This is a genomic window from Agrobacterium larrymoorei (assembly GCF_005145045.1).
Taxonomy (GTDB): Bacteria; Pseudomonadota; Alphaproteobacteria; order Rhizobiales; family Rhizobiaceae; genus Agrobacterium; species Agrobacterium larrymoorei.
Genome location: NZ_CP039691.1, coordinates 216,517 through 235,679, shown reverse-complemented (window position 1 = coordinate 235,679; position 19,163 = coordinate 216,517). Strand labels below are relative to the sequence as shown.

General features: G+C 58.1%; 12 protein-coding genes. 1 reads left to right on the top strand and 11 read right to left on the bottom strand.

Annotated elements, in window-relative coordinates; translation table 11 throughout:
- Positions 1-3 precede the first annotated feature (3 nt).
- From addA to chvI, 11 genes are all read right to left on the bottom strand, one after another.
- Positions 4-3,570: a double-strand break repair helicase AddA gene (addA, locus tag CFBP5473_RS01115; protein ID WP_027673465.1), complete on the bottom strand. Its 3,567-nt coding sequence runs from the start codon at positions 3,568-3,570 to the stop codon at positions 4-6.
- Positions 3,560-6,787 carry a double-strand break repair protein AddB gene (gene addB, locus CFBP5473_RS01110; RefSeq protein ID WP_051441129.1) on the bottom strand — a complete coding sequence of 1,076 codons (3,228 nt, stop codon included), beginning with the start codon at positions 6,785-6,787 and terminating at the stop codon, positions 3,560-3,562. The genes addA and addB overlap by 11 nt, the downstream gene beginning before the upstream one ends.
- Complete coding sequence (locus CFBP5473_RS01105) at positions 6,756-7,478, bottom strand: nucleotidyltransferase family protein (RefSeq protein WP_027673463.1); 723 nt, start codon at positions 7,476-7,478, stop codon at positions 6,756-6,758. The genes addB and CFBP5473_RS01105 overlap by 32 nt, the downstream gene beginning before the upstream one ends.
- Positions 7,479-7,488: 10 nt before the next feature.
- A complete protein-coding gene (gene tsaE / locus CFBP5473_RS01100) occupies positions 7,489-9,006 on the bottom strand; it encodes a tRNA (adenosine(37)-N6)-threonylcarbamoyltransferase complex ATPase subunit type 1 TsaE (RefSeq protein WP_027673462.1) in 1,518 nt (505 codons plus the stop codon).
- Positions 9,003-11,543, bottom strand: a complete 2,541-nt coding sequence (locus tag CFBP5473_RS01095; RefSeq protein WP_106389312.1) for a PAS domain-containing sensor histidine kinase — start codon at positions 11,541-11,543, stop codon at positions 9,003-9,005. Before CFBP5473_RS01095 ends, tsaE begins: the two co-directional genes overlap by 4 nt.
- Before the next feature lie 249 nt (positions 11,544-11,792).
- Complete coding sequence (gene ahcY, locus CFBP5473_RS01090) at positions 11,793-13,193, bottom strand: adenosylhomocysteinase (RefSeq protein WP_027673460.1); 1,401 nt, start codon at positions 13,191-13,193, stop codon at positions 11,793-11,795.
- Between the two features lie 130 nt (positions 13,194-13,323).
- Positions 13,324-13,599 carry an HPr family phosphocarrier protein gene (locus CFBP5473_RS01085; protein ID WP_027673459.1) on the bottom strand — a complete coding sequence of 92 codons (276 nt, stop codon included), beginning with the start codon at positions 13,597-13,599 and terminating at the stop codon, positions 13,324-13,326.
- Positions 13,600-13,611: 12 nt separating this feature from the next.
- The gene (locus CFBP5473_RS01080; RefSeq protein WP_027673458.1) at positions 13,612-14,013 is read right to left on the bottom strand and encodes a PTS sugar transporter subunit IIA; all 402 of its coding nucleotides are present in this window, start codon (positions 14,011-14,013) and stop codon (positions 13,612-13,614) included.
- Positions 14,014-14,138: 125 nt separating this feature from the next.
- Entirely contained in the window at positions 14,139-14,603 is a 465-nt protein-coding gene (locus tag CFBP5473_RS01075) for an HPr kinase/phosphorylase (protein ID WP_027673457.1), read from the bottom strand.
- The gene (locus CFBP5473_RS01070) at positions 14,593-16,383 is read right to left on the bottom strand and encodes a sensor histidine kinase (RefSeq protein ID WP_027673456.1); all 1,791 of its coding nucleotides are present in this window, start codon (positions 16,381-16,383) and stop codon (positions 14,593-14,595) included. Before CFBP5473_RS01070 ends, CFBP5473_RS01075 begins: the two co-directional genes overlap by 11 nt.
- A gap of 50 nt (positions 16,384-16,433) precedes the next feature.
- The gene (gene chvI, locus CFBP5473_RS01065; RefSeq protein ID WP_106389311.1) at positions 16,434-17,159 is read right to left on the bottom strand and encodes a two-component system response regulator ChvI; all 726 of its coding nucleotides are present in this window, start codon (positions 17,157-17,159) and stop codon (positions 16,434-16,436) included.
- Positions 17,160-17,501: 342 nt separating this feature from the next.
- Here chvI and CFBP5473_RS01060 point away from each other — a divergent pair, with 342 nt between their 5' ends.
- Positions 17,502-19,112, top strand: a complete 1,611-nt coding sequence (locus tag CFBP5473_RS01060) for a phosphoenolpyruvate carboxykinase (protein WP_027673454.1) — start codon at positions 17,502-17,504, stop codon at positions 19,110-19,112.
- Positions 19,113-19,163: the final 51 nt, after the last annotated feature.

The window sequence follows — 19,163 nt, the reverse complement described above, 5'->3', positions numbered from 1 at the left end:
ATCTCACTTTGTCGAGATTGCGGCAAGAGCTTGCGACAGGGCTTCCTCACCAAGCGTCATGAAGGACGCATTCTCCGTATAGACGAGCGCGCAGACAAACGTCTTATCCGGATAGAGCGGTTTGAGGATTTCCCTGTAGATGGCAAGCTGCGCCGTATGCGCAAAAGGAATGCGCCGCTCGTCTTCTGGCGGTACGCGATTGGTCTTGTAATCCACCAGAATGACCCGATCATCCTCGACCGCTAGTCTGTCGATGCGCCCTGACACGGCGAATTCCTGACGACCGAGACGAAGCGTACCCATGATCGAGACTTCAGCCCTGCTATTTGCGGAGAATGCGGGCTGGATCGCGGGTTCGCAGAGAACGGCGAGCGTTGAGTGGATCAGGCTTTCGCGTTCCTTCTCCGGCCAGAACTTCGCCGCGCGCTCGGCATAGCGATGAGCCGCCGCTTCGCGTTCGTTTTCGGGATAATCCGGCAAAGTTTGCAGCATGCGGTGAACGAGACGCCCGCGCTGAAGCGCAAGACCGGATGACGTTTTCGGCTTCGCAAAGAGCGGTGATGTGACCAGCAAATCCTCGGCACCGTCATCGATAATGGTGCCAGCACCGGAAGGGCTCAAAGGGCGCGGAAGGGCGGGCGCTGGCGGCAGCGGCTGCATAAGAGACGCGGGTAGGGGAGCGGGGCCCGGTTGATGCGCTTGTTCCGTCTTTTCGATGAGCCGTGGGGAACGGGTGCTGGAATGCCAGAGCAAGCCGTCCCATTCCTCTCCGCCTGCCGTAAACTGGTGGGTGCGACTGCGGTTCTCATCGGCTCCAAGTGAGCGCCTAATCATCGCGTGCCAGGAATCCGGGTTTTCCCGCGGACCTCGATAGCCGCAGACGATCAAGTGGTCGGCTGCACGTGTCATGGCAACATAGAGCAGACGACGATACTCCTGCTCGGCAGAGTCTTTCAGCCGCCTGTCATCTCGGTCGATCAGCGCGTTGTCAAAGCTCTTGCCCGGAAGCCAGATCGGGAAGGACGTTGCGGAAGCCTCAAGAAAACGAAGCTTCGGCACATGGCTTGGGATGAAGGCCTTGGAGCCGCCATCGACCAGAAAAACCACGGGCGCTTCAAGACCTTTGGAGGCGTGAACCGTCATTATGCGGACTTCGCCGCGTTCCTTGTCCTGCTCACGCTTGATCTCGGGAGCATCGGTTTCCAGCACCGAGATGAAGGATTGCAGGCCGGGAAGGCCGGTCTTTTCATGATCGAGTGCGAAGGAGAGAAACTCGTCCAGAACGTCGCTGGCTTCATTGCCGAGGCGACCGAGGAACTTCTTGCGGCCCCCGTGGATGGTCAGGACGGCGGCATAGAAATCATGGATCGTTGTGGTTTTCGAAAGCGCGATGAGGGTGGAAAGCAGCTTGTGGGTATGTGCAAAACGGCTGCCATCTTCGCGGCGAAGATGCTGCAAGTACTCCCAGACGCTGGTTTCTTCCGGGCGTTTTGCGGCTAGGTCGAAAATATCGTCTTCATCGTGATTGAAAAGCGGGCTTTTCAGCAGCGCACAAAGCGACAGATCATCCTGCGGCAAGAGCACGAACCGGCCAAGTGCCAGCAAATCCTGAATGGCGATGTGATCCGTCAGGCGAAGACGGTCGGCACCGGCAACGGGAATATTCTTGCGCTGCTTGAGCTCGCGCGTCAGCGCGTTGACGAAAGCATGGCGCTTGCGCACCAGAACCAGAATATCGCCGGGCTCGATAAAGCGCTCCACGCCTTTCTCGACCACGGTTTCCTTGCCGATCATCTCCGCGATGCGGGCCGCAATCCGCCGTGCGACGATGGCAGGCGGCGCGCTTTCACGCAGAGCATCGAAGGGTGCCGTCCAGTCCTCTTCGTCTTCCACCGGTTCGGCGGCGACAATGCCCCAGACTTCCACCGTGCCCGCGTGGCCAAGGCGGTTGGAGCGATGCTCGACGGGTTCGTTCTGGGCGCTCAGTCCCTCGGCATTTTCCGGCGTGGAAAAGACCTGATCCACCGCCGCAAGAACATCTGCCGTGGAGCGAAAAGAGAGCGGCAGTCGCACGGGATGAAAGACCTGCTCGACAGCAGTCACGCGCCGCGCCGTTTCCTCGCGCTCCTGCGAAAAACGCTCCGGTCGCGCGCCCTGAAAGGAATAGATCGACTGCTTTTCATCGCCCACGGCAAAGATGGTGCGCAGGCCAAGGCGGGCCGTTTCCCCATGGAAGAAATCGGCGGCCAGCGACTGGATGATCGACCACTGTACGGGGCTGGTATCCTGCGCCTCATCGACCAGAATATGATCGATACCCTGATCCAGCTTGTAGTGAACCCACGCGCCTGCGGTGTCCCTGTTGAGCAGCGTCGCCGCGCGCTCGATCAGATCTTCGAAATCGAGCTGACTTCTCTGCTTCTTCAGGTCTTCGAAATCACCGATCAGACGATCCGCCAAGGTCAGCGCATGCTTCGTCGCTTCGAGCATTCGCAGGGTGCGATAACGGTCACGGCAGGCGACGACGTGGTCTCGCGCCAGCGTCAGATCATCCAGCAGACCCGGTGCCGCGCCCTGCATCGCCTTGTTGATGACGTACGCGTCGGACTTTTTCTCGCCCTTGGCTGTGAGAAGCGCTGCCTCGATGAAGTCGATGCGCTTGAAGACATCGCGTTCGCGGGTGGTTTCACGCAATGCGTAGGATACATCGTGGGTGCGTGAACCACCGATTTCATCAGAAAGCGTCAGATAGGTATCCAGCGAAAGACCGGAGAGGCCGGGCAGGGGCCAGAAGGCCGCAGCTGCCGTTTCCTGCGTTTCCTCCGGGCCGATGTCAGCGCGTTTTCGCAGGGTAGCGTCTATTCCGCCCGTGCGCGCTGCCGTTTCGAGAAAGCCGCGTAGCGGATTGCGGTTGGCAATGATGGCGCTGAGCAGCGCTTCCAAACCCGTCTCATCGGCAAGATCGAGGACATAGGCGAGTGCTTGCGCCAGCGGCGTATCATGTTCCAGCGAAACGGCTGTCAGCAGGCTGCGGCGCGCTTCGGCCAGAAGGCTGCTTGCGGCGCGGTCATCCAGAACGGAGAAGTGACCCGCGACATTCGCCTCCAGCGGAAACTGGTGTAGCAGCGCTTCGCAAAAGGCGTGGATGGTCTGGATTTTCAGGCCACCCGGCGTTTCCAGCGCCTTGGCAAAGAGGCGGCGCGCTTCCTTCAGCTTGATGGCATCCGGCACGCGCCCTTCGATGGCTGTTATGCGATCCTTCAGATCGGAATCGGTCAGCGTTGCCCAATCGGCCAGTCTATCGAAGACGCGGCTCGACATTTCGGACGCTGCCGCCTTTGTATAGGTGAGGCAGAGAATGGCCGAAGGGCGACAACCGGCAAGCAGCAGCCGGATAACGCGCTGCGTCAGCACATGCGTTTTGCCGGAACCGGCGTTGGCCGACACCCATGCGGAACTTTTGGGGTCCGAAGCGCGGGTCTGCTGCCGCGTCGTCCAGTCGATCCAGTTTTTCGGATCGTCGATTTCGGGACCATGGTCGTCTACAGGGTACATCGGCTCATTCCGCATCGCCATCTCCCGGTTCTGCCGTGGACCATTCGGAAACCCGGGCGAGGTGGTCATATTCTCCACCATAGCTCTGCTGTTCCTCGGGTATCAGGCGGGAGACGAAGCCGTTCTTTCTCTCGCGCAAGGAAATGATGAACTTGCTCAGCTGGTCGATGGAGTCGGTCGCGAGTTCCACAGCGCTCTTCGGTACCGTTTTTGCGGTGGCTTTGGCATTCTCGTTATTGACGGTATCAGACCCGAAGCGTTCGCCGGGCCGTAATCGCACATAGATCAAATCTTCGGGCGTTGGCGATCCCGTATCACGAAACGCGCCGCGCATCAGCGCTGCGGCCTCAAGAGCCAACTGTGGATCGAGCAGCGAGCGCGCCTGTTTGACAGAGGGGGAAAGGCCGGTTTTGTAATCGATGATATCCGCCTTGCCTGAGGTTTTGATATCGATCCGATCGGCAACACCGGTGAGCCGTACGCCCGCTTCCGGTATCTCCTGACCTGCCCGCACTTCGATATGGCTACGGCGAACGATCTGTCGACGGTCCTTTTCCCAGTTCAGGAAGGCACGGGCCACGGCAACGAAACGCGGTCGCCAGACAACATCGATGTGAGAAGGCAGGTTTTCCGCGTCGAAACAGGCATTCAGTACCCGCATCATGGCCTTTTCCGCTGCAGGCGTGCCGGGCACATGCTCCTCGCGCGAATATTGCTCCATGATGCGGTGATAAAGCGTACCGCGGTCGGCCGCACCCGGATCGCGGTTGAATTCATCCAGCGGATCGAGCTTCAGGATGCGCCGTGCATAGATCGAATAGGGATCCCGGCGCAGGCGGCTGACTTCGCTGAAAGAATAGCTCTTCGGCTGAAGCTCCGCAGGCGGTGTCGGGGCAGGGCGCTTGGCGGCATCCTGAATGTCGCCATCGTCCAGCATATTTGCCCAATGCCGATAAGATTCACCCCGAGCCTTCAGCGTCTCGGCAAAATTTTCACCACCAAGTGCCAGAAGCCGTTGCAGCCAGCGGGACGCGACGGCAGGCGTCGAGCCCTGCCGCAGCGAACGGCTGTAAAAAATATGCCGCGTGCCGTTCGCCATTTCGAAATCATGCGCAAGCTGCCCGACCCGCCGTTCCGGCGGTTCGAGACCAATGGCCGTCTTCATATTGCGGGACAGGAATGGGTTGTTGGCGGTCTGCCCCGGCCAGATGCCTTCGTTCAGGCCGCCGATGATAACGGTATCAACGCTCTGCAAGCGGGCTTCCAGCGCGCCGAAGATGAAGACGCGCGGGTGGCGCATGGCGCGTGGCTTGATCGATTCACCGGCCACGAATGCCGCGACGATGTCGATCCATTGCGGACCGTCCGCCTCCAGAACCTGCCCGCATTCCATCAATTCCGCCAGAAGCCCGGAGAGCTTCTCTCCCGCTTCGCCCGACCAGAGGTTGGCAAGATCGCCCGCCTCATCCACAGCAATAGCTTCGATGACGCGGCCTGTACGCTCCGCCCAATCCGCCAGCGTCAGGCGGGAGGTGAGGCGTCCTTTGATCGGATCGCGGTGGATGAAGGCCGATTCCAGCGGTTCGATGGCAACCTTGATACGCGCGGCGAGATCAGCGGCAGCAAGGGCCGCGTCTTCGGAAAGCGCGGTACGCCATTTCGGTGGATGTCTGTCATCCGCGTGCAATGTCAGTTGATGCGCGAGAAGGCTACCGAGATTGCCAAGCATGGTTTCCTCGCGTCCGCCCCTCAAGCCGAGAAGCTCCATAGCCGCCGCTGCCTGTGTCATGTCCTCCAGATTAAGACCGAAGCGGCTGAGCGGATGCTTCAGCAGGGATATGATGGCGACGGGATCGCCGGGCCGCAGGATCGCTTCGAGCGCAAGCTGCAACAGCCCCGCCTGTGGCGTTGCGGAAAGCGGCGTACCGGCAGAGTCATCCGCCTCGATGCCGAAGCGCGCAAGCTCGGTCGCGACACGTCGTCCAAGACCACGATCCGGCGTAATCAGTGCCGCCTGCGAAGGGCCGTTCTGGCCGGGTTCTTCAAGGGCCAGGCGAAGGGCAATCGCAATGGAAGTTGCCTCCTCCCGCTCATTGGCAGCCTCGATCATGGCGGCGGAAGAAAAGGCGTTGTCGAAAAATTCCTCGGATTTTTCCGCGCGCCATGCATTCCACTCCGCCGTGGCTTTGGCAGGTGCAAGCGCCGTCGAGAAGATTTCAGCGCGGTTTTGAAGATCAGAATCCAGCGAACCGATCCGCTCGACATCATCGCGCAGCACACCGAGTTTCTGCAACAGGACGAAAAGGCCGTATTGCGAATGCGTGCGGCTGGATGCGTCATCCGGCGCTTCGTTGATCGCCTCCCACTGCTCGTCCGGCATGTCGAGATCGAGGCCCGGCAGAACGATGGTACCCTGCGGGAGCGAGGCGACGGCGGCGATGAGATCGGCAGCGGCAGGAATGGAGCCGGTAGAACCAGCAACGATGATCGGGTCAGTCGAGCCGATCCGCGCCAGACGCTCAGCCTCGGCGCGCAGGATTGCATTGCGGTGCCGCCCGGCGGATGATTTGTTGAGTTCGGCAAGGCGGGCTGGCCAGAAGACGCTGGCGATCTTGAGAAAATCCGCCGTCAGCTGCCACCATTGCGCATGGTCGGCAGTATCCAGTTCGGCGAGAGCCTCCCAATCCTTGTCCTCGGTGTCCATCGCGTCGATGACTTCGGCCAGTGCACGAGCAAGCCAAATGGCATCCGCAGGGCTGGCCGGAGCGACGAGCGGGGAATCGGAGTGTACGGCACGGATCGCATCGGGCAGGCTGTTTCGCCATGCAAGGATCAGCCGGGCCAATTCCACCAGTCGGGCCGTATTGGAAATCGGCGGGGCGAGATCGATCGTTGCAGGCGTCTCGATATCGAAATAGCCGCTATCATCATCCGTTTCGCCGAGCGGACGGATGACCGGCAGAATGGCGGAGCGACCGCCGAGAATATCGACGAATTCCGAGCGCAACACGCGCGCGGAACGCCGCGTCGGCACATAGATCGTGACCTTGGCAAGCGACAGCGGATCGGCAGGATCATAGGCATAACCCTGCGCCAGAGAACCATCGCAGAGGCTCCTTGCCAGGACTTTAAGAAACGGGGTTCCCGGCGCGATGGTCAGGATGCGTTTAGCATGCGCCAATGGCTCGACTTTCTTGCTGCTATAGGGTGGAAGCGATGGTTCGCTCCGCATCCTCTATAGCATCCGGCGTGCCGACCGTAATCCATTGACCGTCCAGGGAAACGCCAAAAAGCCTGTTTTTCGCAATGGCCCGGTCGAAATAGATGTTCAGATTGAAAGCGTCGGTGGGCGCGTCGTCGAGCAGCCGCGAATCCATCGCAATTGCGCCAGCATAGACGACCGAGTGCGGCTCGCCTTCCTGATAACGGGTCAGAAGGCCGTCTTCTGCGAGGTTGAAGTCCTTTTTTCCGTTGTGGCCGGTGGTGCGGTCCATATCGACGCAGAGCATCGCCATATCCATGCGCGTGGGCTCGAAAAATCGCGAAAGCTTTTCCAGATTGGATAGCTGTCCCACCTCTTCGCCGACCCAGAAAAGATCGGCATTCATGACCAGAACCGGGCCGGGTGGCAGCAATTTCAAACCCTTGGCAAGGCCGCCGCCGGAATTCATCAACTCTGCCCGCTCATCCGAGATCAGGACCTCGATATCGTTGCGCTGGCTCAGATGCGAAACCATCTGGTCCGCGTGGTGATGCACGTTGATCGAGACGGTCTCCACGCTTGCAGCCACCAGAAGATCGAGCACGTAGTCGATCATCGGCTTGCCGGCGATCTTTACCAGCGGCTTAGGGATCGTGTCGGTGATCGGACGCATTCTTGTGCCGAGACCCGCTGCCAGAACCATCGCTTGTCTGATCGTCATATCGAACGCTTCATTGGGAGTTGAGGTCTATACCTGCTTGAACAAACCAGTCGGCAAGTGGCTTGAGTTCCGGATGAGCAAGGGCGTCGCGCAGATAGGTGAAGGTGCGCGGCATGTGCTTCATATAGCCCGGCTTGCCGTCACGCTTCATCAGCCGAACCCAGATGCCGACCAGCTTGCAATTGCGTTGCGCCGACATGATCGCGAAGGCCTTGAGGAACGCCTTTTCATCGAAATTCGGGTTACTGCGGCGGATATCGAGATAGCGCTGCATCATTTTCGCCTGTAAATCCGGCGATATCGTCACGCGCGCGTCCTGCACCAGAGAGGCGAGATCGTAAGCGGTCGGGCCGATCATCGCATCCTGAAAGTCGATGATACCCACTTGTTGGATGCCGGATTTATTATTCTGCCAGATGATGTTCGGCGAATGAAAGTCACGCAGCAGAAGGCCGGTTTCGACATCGGAAAGCTTTGCGATGACTTCATCCCAGACGGCAAAAAACGCTTGTCTTTGCCCTTCATCGGTCGGTTTTCCGCCGTGGATATGGGGCAGATACCAATCGACCAAGAGAGAAGCCTCAATCTTCATCGCATCTGCGTCGAACGGCGGAACCTGATGTTGCACGCCGTTGGGCAAGCTGATTTTCTCTAGCGCAGGTTTTTCATGCAGCGCGGCCAGGCAAGCCGCACTTTGAACATAGCGCTCTTCGACAGGCTGGCCCGTAGCATCGAGTACGCCGTCGCGACCCATATCTTCGAGAAGCAGAATGCCTTGTTCCATATCCTGCGCCAGTATTTCCGGTGCGGTGAAGCCTTCACTCTGGAGATAAAGATCGATTGCAACGAAAGGCTCGACGGTGCGGGCAAGATGCACGATCTCAGCGTATGATTTGCCATTTTGAAGAACAGGACCGTGCGGCTGAGGTTGCCAGTCCATCAGCAGATATTGATGGCTCGCCTCGCGCAACAATTCATAGGTACGATAGGCCGCGTCCCCGCTGAAGTAACGCCGAGAGACATTGACCTTGCCGTTCTTTTCCAGAAACGCCCGAATGGCCAGCACGCGTTGAAGCCGTGCGATATGGCGAGGGGATGCCTCAATCATCGCAAGGCGACCGTCGCCCTCATGGGTCAGCCGCAGGATAATGGTGGAGTTTTTGGGAAGAACATCCGCCGCCATCTCGGGCCATTCGATCAGGCAAACGCCCTCCGACAGCATTTCATCGATACCGAGCTCATCCAGTTCCGAGACGTCTGAAAGACGGTAGAGATCGAGATGCGCGACCGGAAACCGCAAGGTATAGGATTGGACGATGGTGAAGGTGGGACTTGGAACTTCAAGCTCTGCATCATCCGCAATAGCCCGGATCAGCGCGCGGGCGAGCGTCGATTTCCCGGCGCCTAGATCGCCGATCAACGCCACCGCATCGCCGGGTTTGACGACAAGCGCCAGGTCTTCACCGAGACGGATCGTCTCGGCTTCATCGGCAAGATGGATGGAAAAATAGGTCGTCTCAGCGGTCATTCTGCGGCGATGGATTGCGGGCGGGCGCCGGAAGGAATGCGGCAGGTGACGACGGTGCCTTCACCGGCGCGGCTTTCTAGCGTGACATTGCCGTGGTGCAGGCTGACGAAACTTTCCACAATGGAAAGGCCAAGGCCTGCACCACTGCGCCTGCCACCATTGCTGTGGGTCGCGAAACGATCAAACACCGTTTGCAGCATGTCTTCGGGAATTCCCGGCCCCTGATCGGCAACGGAGAATATGAAATCACCCTCGGTCCTCTGGCAGGTCAGGCGGATCGCCGTGCCTTCCGGGGCAAAATTCGTAGCATTTGTCAGGAGCTTCAGGAGAATCTGTTTGAGGCGCTGATGATCTGCAATGATCGAACCAAGATGGGCAGGCGCAACGATTTCAAGCGATACGCCGCTTTCCTGAAGACGATCCGTGATCTGCACCGATACGTCGTCCAGCAACTCGTTCAGATCGTTTTCTGTATAGTTCAGATGCATGATGCCGGCATCGACTGTCGCGAGATCGAGAATATCGTTCACGATCGTCAGCAGAACCGAGGAAGACGTCGAAATATGATCGAGATATTCCGACTGACGGTCGTTGAGATCGCCCATGCCGGGCGTTTTCAACAGATCGGTGAAGCCGATAATATTGGTCAGTGGTGAGCGCAGCTCGTAAGAGACGTGCTGAACGAAATCGTTCTTCAACTCGTCGGCCTTGCGCAGCGCCTCGTTCTTTTCCTTCAAGGCGCGCTCTGCCCGCACGCTGTCGGTCATATTGACGAAGGTGAGCATGGTCTGCGCATCGGGCAACGGGATCACGGCGTAATCCAGTACGAGGCCGGAAAGAAGCTCGAGCGTTCCCTGTTTCGAAAGGCGCTCGTCATCGAAGCTAGTGATAAACTGGCTGAAAGCCCGCCATCCATCCGGCTTTTCATAGGATTGCGCACAGGCCGCTTCGATGGAACGAATGTGCTTGCCCGCCTCTGCATCGTCCGCAGTGATGGCCCAAAGCGCACGGAAGGCGGGGTTGGACAGGCGGATACGCCCATCTGCGCCGAACACGGCAACGCCTTCGGCTAGGTGGTCGATTGTCTCGCCTTGAACCTTGACCAGCGTATTGTAACGCGTCTGCAAATCCACCTGTTCTGTGAGGTTCTCGAAAACCCAGGTGGCGCCGCCCTGCGGATGCGCCGTCGCGATGACGCGCAGCGTCTGTCCGTTCGGCAGATGCCAGAGGTCGGTCTTTGTATCCAGCGAGCGGTAGACGGAAAGGGCGGTTTCCTTCCAGCTTTTCCAGCTTAGCTGTTCCGGCAGCTTTCCTGCGGAGCGGAGGCGATCCAGAAGTTCGGAATTGTCCGGCTTGGATTCCAGAAGAACGAGATCCAGCCCCCACAGGCTGACGAAAGCCTGATTGTAGAACTGCAAACGCTGCTGCCCGTCGAAGATCGCGACCGGCGTTCCCAGATGATCCAGCGTCTCAGCATGGCTCTTCAGCGTCCGCTTCAGCTCTTCGCTGATCGTCTCTGCATCCGATGCGTCGATTGCGATACCAGCCGACCCACTCGGCGTCTTGATATCGACCACGTCGAAGAAGGTTCTGTTACCGGAAACGACCGTCGAAATCCGGTCGTGATAGGGTGATTCGGGTGTAGCGCTGGCGCGGATTTTCTGTCGTGTAACGGTGTTCAGCAGCTCACGCTGTTCTTCAATCGTCTGTTGCGGTGTCGCTGCATCGACGGCCTGCGCATAGGCATGATTGACCCAGATCAGCTCGCCATCGGCATTTCTGCGCCAGACGGGCTGCTCGATGGAATCGAGAAGTTCCTGAAATGTGGACATGGAGGTCAGCAGACGCTCCCGCTCCACTTTGAGCTCCGCCAGTTCGGCGCGCATATTGTTGAGCGCGATGAAACGGGCAAAGGCTTTACCGCCGGAGACCCGCCCCTGAACTTCGATGACTTCGCCCCGTTGCGTTTCAATCGTCAGATCGAAGCTCTGCGCATGGCTGCGAAGCTTTTCGATGGCCTTTTCCAATGGAGCGGCAGAGGCCGGGCGCAGCCAGCGACCGAAGGCAAGGAAATCGGAATCGGCAGACGGAACGCCTGTTTCGATGGGAAGCTGACCAATGAACTCGGGACGCTCACCGGCGTTTTCCCAAACCACGATGCGGCGGGATTTATCGGAAATCAGCGCTTCGTATTTGGAAATCTTGTTTTGCGCTTCGGAAAGTGCGGTCCGGTACTCGTTGACTTCGCTCTCGATGTTTCCGCGCTGGCGCACCAGCCAGACGATGGAAAACAGCGTCGCGGATATGATGCCGATGACGAGCGAATAGGTGATGGTTTCGCTGGACGAGAAGAGACGTTCGCCCCTCTGCAGCATCGTGCCATCCTGTGCCTGTGCGACAGAGGAAAAGCCGCTCAGCGCAGTTCCTGCCAGCAGGGCGGAAAGGGCGCAGACCTTCCGGCGCACACCGGCCGCCATGAAAGCGAGCTTTGAGCGCATTCGTCCAAGAACGGGCGCCTCGTCGCTGCCCGCGTCCATATCGTCTTTAACCCGCGGAAGCGAGTTTGCTTTTTGTACCGTCATCCCCGGTCTGTCTCCGTCCTATGTGCCGCATCTTCGACAAGACATCCCATTTTCGCACGCATCTCGACGCATACGAATCAAGTCTTCAGACAATACCGCCTCAGCAAATTTCCGGGAAGGGAGGCGCCCAAAAAGAAATCGCGGACTTTGTCAAGTCCGCGATGCCTATATCTAGTGCTTTATATGTGGATATTAACTATAATATCAATATCTGTAGTGTTCAGCCTTAAACGGACCCTGCTTATCGACGCCAATATAATCTGCCTGGACGTCAGAAAGTTCGGTCAGCTTCACGCCCAGCTTCTCAAGGTGAAGGCGTGCGACTTTTTCATCGAGGTGCTTCGGCAGCACGTAAACGTCGTTCTTGTACTCGCCCTGCTTGGTGAAGAGCTCGATCTGGCCCAGCACCTGATTGGTGAAGGAGGCGGACATGACGAAGGACGGATGACCGGTAGCATTGCCGAGGTTCAGCAGGCGGCCTTCGGAGAGCAGGATCATGCGGTTGCCCTTGGCAAACTCGATCATGTCGACCTGAGGCTTGATGTTGGTCCACTTGAGGTTCTTCAGCGCAGCGACCTGAATTTCGTTATCGAAATGGCCGATATTGCCGACGATTGCCATGTCCTTCATCTCGCGCATATGCTCGATGCGGATGACATCCTTGTTGCCGGTGGTGGTGATGAAGATGTCGGCAGACGCAACGACGTCTTCCAGACGAACGACTTCGAAGCCATCCATGGCGGCCTGAAGCGCGCAGATCGGATCGATTTCGGTGACCTTGACGCGTGCGCCCGCACCCTGCAGCGAAGCAGCAGAACCCTTGCCCACATCGCCATAACCGCAGACGACGGCAACCTTGCCAGCCATCATCACGTCGGTTGCGCGACGGATACCGTCCACCAGCGATTCCTTGCAGCCGTACTTGTTGTCGAACTTCGACTTGGTAACGCTGTCATTAACGTTGATGGCCGGGAAGGGGAGAAGACCCTTCTTGCTGAGATCGTAAAGACGGTGAACGCCCGTGGTGGTTTCTTCGGTAACGCCCTTGATGGCATCGCGCTGCTTGGTGAACCAGCCCGGAGACGCTGCAAGGCGCTTCTTGATCTGGGCGACGAGGATTTCTTCTTCTTCCGAACCGGGGTTGGAGAGAACGTCTTCGCCAGCTTCGGCGCGTGCACCGAGAAGGATGTACATGGTCGCATCGCCACCATCGTCCAAGATCATGTTGGAAACGCCGCCATCGGCCCACTGGAAGATTTTGTCGGTGTATTCCCAATATTCGGTAAGGCTTTCACCCTTGACTGCAAAAACCGGAATGCCAGCAGCTGCGATGGCAGCGGCAGCGTGATCCTGCGTGGAGAAGATGTTGCAGGATGCCCAGCGAATGTCGGCGCCGAGTTCCTTCAGGGTCTCGATCAGAACGGCGGTCTGGATCGTCATATGCAGCGAACCGGAGATGCGCGCGCCCTTGAGCGGCTTGCTCGTACCGAATTCGGAACGGCAGGACATCAGGCCCGGCATTTCGGTTTCGGCAATATCCAGTTCCTTGCGACCGTAGTCGGCAAGGTTGATGTCGGCGACGATGTAGTCCTTGTCAGCGCTCATAAAAATCTCCTGCTCAAAGATGGCAGGGAACCATGCCGCTGCCTTGAAACTCAGGCTGCGGTTCTAACAGGCAAAGATCGATCTGGCAATAATGATATAAAGAAGTCTTTATGTCTTTATATGATGGTTATCAAAGTTCTTCGCCGAAGCGGTCAGCCACCAAGGCCTCCAGTGCCGCAAGCGCTTCCTCCGCCTGATTGCCGCTGGCTTCGACCAGAACGGTGCAGCCGGGGCTCGCCGCAAGCATCATCAATCCCATGATGGAAGTCCCGCCGACGGTCATGCCGTCCTTCGATACGGTAATGGCGGCATCGAAGCCCTCCACCATCTGTACGAACTTCGCGGATGCGCGCGCGTGCAGGCCGCGCTTGTTGATGATCAGCAGTTCCCGCGAAAGAGATGACATTCGGCTTTTTCTTTATTTGCCGCTGAGAACGCGGCTGGCGACGTTGATGTATTTTCTGCCAGCATCCGAGGCCTCCTGCAAGGCCTTCTCCATATTGTCTTCGCTGCGGATGCCCGCAAGCTTGATCAACATGGGAAGATTGACGCCAGCAATGACTTCCACGCTGCCACTGCTCATCACGGAGATGGCGAGATTGGAGGGTGTGCCGCCGAACATGTCTGTCAGGATGATGACGCCATTGCCGTCATTGGCGCGTGTTACGGCATCGATAATATCCTGCCGCCGCTGATCCATGTCGTCCTCGGGGCCGATGCACACGGTCTCGATCAACTTCTGAGGTCCGACCACATGCTCGACAGCATGGCGAAATTCCTCAGCCAGCTTGCCATGAGTGACAAGCACTAGTCCGATCATGAAATGCTCCCTTACACACGCACTCTCATTGGGCACTATCGCAATGCCGCAATACTGTCCATTGGTGGGAGCTCATCTTGATGAGGAAAATGGGAAGCGCAAGCCCCAAAATGCCGTATTTTCGTTCACATTCCCTTTGCCTTGAAGAGATTCTGAGCAAGTGCAGCAAATTTTCCATAGGGCGTGATGCTGGCAAGCGGAATCCGGATCAGTGGCAGCCGGGTATCGAACGGCAGTTCCAGCCACTCCTCTTCCGGCGGAAGACGCGGGCTCTGAGGGTGAGGCACGGGCGTTATCGCGTAGTGAAGAGCGGCAGACGGAACGCTGTTGACCGAAACGATGCCACTGCCACGCAGCTCCATCAGCCCGGCAATCACCTCCGGCCTTTCGGCAAGAACCGCGCCATTTTGCAATGAAATGAACACCTGATCGTCGGAGATGAGGGCAGCGCGCAATCCGCAACGCTCCGCTTCTGTCAGAAAACTGAAAGCCAGCTCGCTCTTGCCGCTTCCGGAAGGGCCTACGAACAGAAGGCCGGTATCGCCAATGACGATGGCTGTGCCATGGACGTTGGTGCGATCAGCGCTCATGCGTATGCGCGGCTGGCAGGGACAGCGTGAAACGGGCACCGGAAATCACACCATACTTGTCGATGATGTTTTCTGCTCTCAGCGTACCGCCATGGGCTTCGGCAATCTGGCGGCTGATGGAGAGGCCGAGGCCTGAATTCTGGCCGAAGCCTTCGCTTGCCGGGCGGTCGGTGTAGAAACGTTCGAAAATCCGATCGATATCTTCCGCCTGAATGCCCGGGCCATTGTCCTCGACGCGAACGAGGCAGCGATCCTTCTGGCGCAGCAGATGAACGAAGATACGCCCACCATCCTGCGAAACGAAGGAGCGGGCGTTCTCGATCAGGTTGGTAACGATCTGACCAAGGCGCAGATCGTGGCCGTTGACGACATAGCTGGTTTTGACACCAGCCTTATGGTCGGCAACATAATCGATGGTGACGCTCTTCTTCTTGGCGCTGATCTGGCGGGAGATTTCAACAAGGCTGTTGAGAAGCACTTCCAGATCGACCGGCGAGGAGTCGGCGCGGGCAAGTTCGGCATCGAGGCGCGAGGCATCGGAAATATCGCTGATCAGACGGTCCAGACGGCGAACATCGTGGAAAATAATTTCCGTCAGGCGCTGTTTGGATTCCTCCGTCTTTGCCCGGGGAAGCGTTTCAACGGCGCTTCTAAGCGAGGTCAACGGGTTCTTGAGCTCGTGGCTCACATCGGCTGCGAAGCTTTCAATGGCATCGATGCGGTCGTAGAGCGCATTGGTCATTTCGCGCAAGGCAATGGAAAGATTGCCGATTTCATCCTGACGCGCGGAGAAATCCGGAATTTCCTCACGCGCCTTGGCACCCCGGCGAACACGAATGGCCGCAGCAGACAGGCGGCGCAGCGGTGTGGCGATGGTGGAGGACAGGAGCAACGACAGCACGATATTGACCAATGTCGCAATGCCGAAAACGCGCATGATCGCGAGACGCTCCGCATGGACGATCTTGTCGATATCGCCAGCCTGCGTGGAGAGAAGCAGCACGCCCAGAACCGCACGGAAGCGCTGCACCGGAACGGCAACCGAAACGATAAGCTCACCCTTCTCGGTAACGCGCACCACAGCGCCGCGCACACCGGTCAAGGCGTTCATGACTTCGGGATAGATCGATCCGTCACCGCCCGGCGTTTCCTTGTAAAGCGGCAGGCTGCTTGGCTGAAGCATGCGGTTGAACAGGCTTGCGAACCAGTCGCTCCACGTCTGGGTTTCAGGCGTAACCGGCGGAAGATCGTAGCGAAGTACCTGACCGCGGGAATAGAGATGCCGGGAATCGAGCAGCATATTCGCGTCCGCGTCGAAAAGACGGGCGCGTGTGCGGGTAGGGGAGATCAGGCGTCTAAGGACCGGCGCGACCCGTTCCGGATTGATCGGAAAGCTCAAATCCTCGTCATTTGGAACAGGCGTTATGCTCTGACCGGCCTGAAGTTCCAGCAGCTTCTCAGGGTTGATGGTAATCGAGTTGGTGTCGACGGATGCGGACGCCGAAATCGCGCCGGCGATGATTTCGCCCTGCGTCAGCAGGCTCTCGACGCGCGCGTCGATCAGACCTTCGCGGAACTGGTTGAGGTAGAGAATACCGCCAACCAGAACCACGGTCGCGGCAACGTTGAAGAACAGGATGCGGCGGGTAAGGCTGGAGAAGACGGCATTGCCGAAGATGCGCCGGATAATCGTCAAAGGATGAATCCGGTGCCGCCGCCCGCTCTCGCGTTCGTCGGCATCGGAAATATCCGATACGCTATCCTGCGTCTTGTTCAACAATTGCTTTCCTCAGCGCTGCTAACCCGCAGCGTCGGTCCCTGATTCTGGGGTTACGCCGCTTCGCGGAAGCGATAGCCCACACCATAGAGGGTTTCAATCATGTCGAACTCGTTATCGACCAGCTTAAACTTCTTGCGAAGCCGCTTGATGTGGCTGTCGATGGTGCGGTCATCCACATAGACCTGCTCATCATAGGCCGCATCCATAAGTGCGTCACGGCTTTTTACCACGCCGGGGCGCTGGGCCAGTGAATGAAGGATGAGGAATTCGGTGACGGTCAGCGTCACGGGCTCACCCTTCCAGGTGCAGGTATGGCGTTCCTGGTCCATGGCCAGCTGTCCGCGCTCCAGCGTGCGCGCCTGCTGGTCCGCCGTTGGCTTGAGCGGGCTTGCGCCGGGAATGGCTGCGTCGCGGCTGCTCGCGCGGCGAAGGATGGCCTTGACGCGCTCCACCAGAAGTCTCTGCGAGAAAGGTTTGGTAATGAAATCGTCCGCACCCATCTTCAGGCCGAACAGCTCGTCGATTTCCTCATCCTTGGAGGTGAGGAAGATCACGGGGAGATCGGACTTCTGGCGCAGACGACGCAGGAGCTCCATGCCGTCCATGCGGGGCATCTTGATGTCGAAGATCGCCAGCTGCGGCGGACGCGCAATCAGCCCATCCAGCGCAGACGCGCCATCCGTGTACGTTTCGACCTTATAGCCTTCCGCTTCGAGCGCGATCGAAACCGAAGTCAAAATATTCCGGTCGTCGTCTACTAGCGCAATTGTCTGCATAAAATTGGTCTCCATCGTCATTATATCTTTTACTCCCGACATCCACCCCAGCCAAGGTTGTGCGCGCCGTGAGCCATTCTCATGAGTATAAAGGTGGAACAAATTGTGGCAAAGGCCAAGCACCAATTATCGCTTCAACTTTGGGAGTATTTTCTCCCACGGCTTAGAACCGGATATTTTAATCAGAACTAAACCGATTTAAAATGGAATAAAATCTTTTAAATCGATTAATATATTGAATTTATTGAATTTTTCTAAGTGAGCGTCTTGCTTTTTCTAAGCTCCGCATTTAGTTTCCGAGAAAATTTCAACGGCTTTGTCTTCAAGAAAAAGGAACGCGCCATGAAGGAACTCGGAGTACACAATCCTGAAAACGGGGTATCTGCACTCGGTCTGGGCGACGCCGCTTTCGTGCATTACAACCTCATCGAGAGTGAATTGTACGAAGCAGCGATCCGTAACGGTGAAGCAGACGTGACCGTGGATGGTGCACTTCGCGCAGTCACCGGCCAGCACACCGGTCGTTCGCCGAAGGACAAGTTCGTCGTTCGCGATGGCAACACCGAAGACAAGATCTGGTGGGATAACAACAAGCCGCTTTCGCCCGAGCATTTCGAAATCCTGCACAAGGACATGCTGGCGCACGCAGCCGGCAAGACGCTGTATGTTCAGGATCTGATCGGCGGCGCCGACGAAGAGAACGCTCTTCCGACCCGCGTTGTGACTGAGCTTGCCTGGCATGGCCTCTTCATTCGCAACCTTCTGATCCGCCCTGCGCGTGAGACGCTTGCAAACTTCAGCCAGAAGCTGACGATCATCAATCTGCCAAGCTTCAAGGCCGATCCGGCCCGCCATGGCTGCCGCACGGAAACCGTGATTGCCTGCGACCTGACCAAGGGTCTTGTCCTGATCGGCGGCACGTCCTATGCCGGTGAAAACAAGAAGTCTGTCTTCACCGTGCTGAACTACCTGCTGCCTGCCAAGGGCGTGATGCCGATGCACTGCTCGGCCAATGTTGGTCCGGCTGGCGATGCGGCTGTCTTCTTCGGCCTTTCCGGTACTGGCAAGACCACGCTTTCGGCTGATCCTGCCCGCACGCTGATCGGCGATGACGAGCATGGCTGGGGCGAACACGGCATCTTCAACTTCGAAGGCGGCTGCTATGCAAAGGCCATCAAGCTTTCTGCCGAAGCCGAGCCTGAAATCTACGCCGCGACCCGTCGTTTCGGCACGGTTCTGGAAAACGTCGTTCTCGATGAGAACCGCGTCCCTGACTTCAACGACAACTCGCTGACGGAAAACACCCGCAGCGCCTATCCGCTGCACTTCATCCCGAATGCATCGGACACGGGCATTGCCGGTCATCCAAAGACGATCATCATGCTGACGGCTGACGCTTTCGGCGTGCTGCCTCCGATTGCGCGCCTGACACCTGAGCAGGCCATGTATCACTTCCTCTCCGGTTACACGGCAAAGGTTGCCGGTACGGAAAAGGGCGTGACTGAGCCGGAAGCAACCTTCTCGACCTGCTTCGGCGCTCCTTTCATGCCGCGCCATCCGGCAGAATACGGCAACCTGCTGCGCGACCTGATCGCCAAGCACAATGTCGATTGCTGGCTGGTCAACACCGGCTGGACCGGCGGTGCCTACGGCATCGGCAAGCGTATGCCGATCAAGGCAACCCGTGCTCTGCTGACGTCCGCACTGACCGGCGAACTCAAGAACGCCGAGTTCCGCACCGACGCCAACTTCGGCTTTGCGGTCCCGACCTCGCTCGAAGGCATCGACAACAGCATCCTCGACCCGCGTTCGACCTGGGCCGATGGCGCAGCTTACGACGCACAGGCGAAGAAGCTGGTTTCCATGTTCGTCACGAACTTCACCAAGTTCGAAGACCATGTCGACAGCACCGTGCGCGATGCAGCCCCAGGCCTGCTGGCCGCTGCCGAATAAGAGAATTCCAATCTTGGATTCACGTGAAACCCGGCCTCGCGCCGGGTTTTT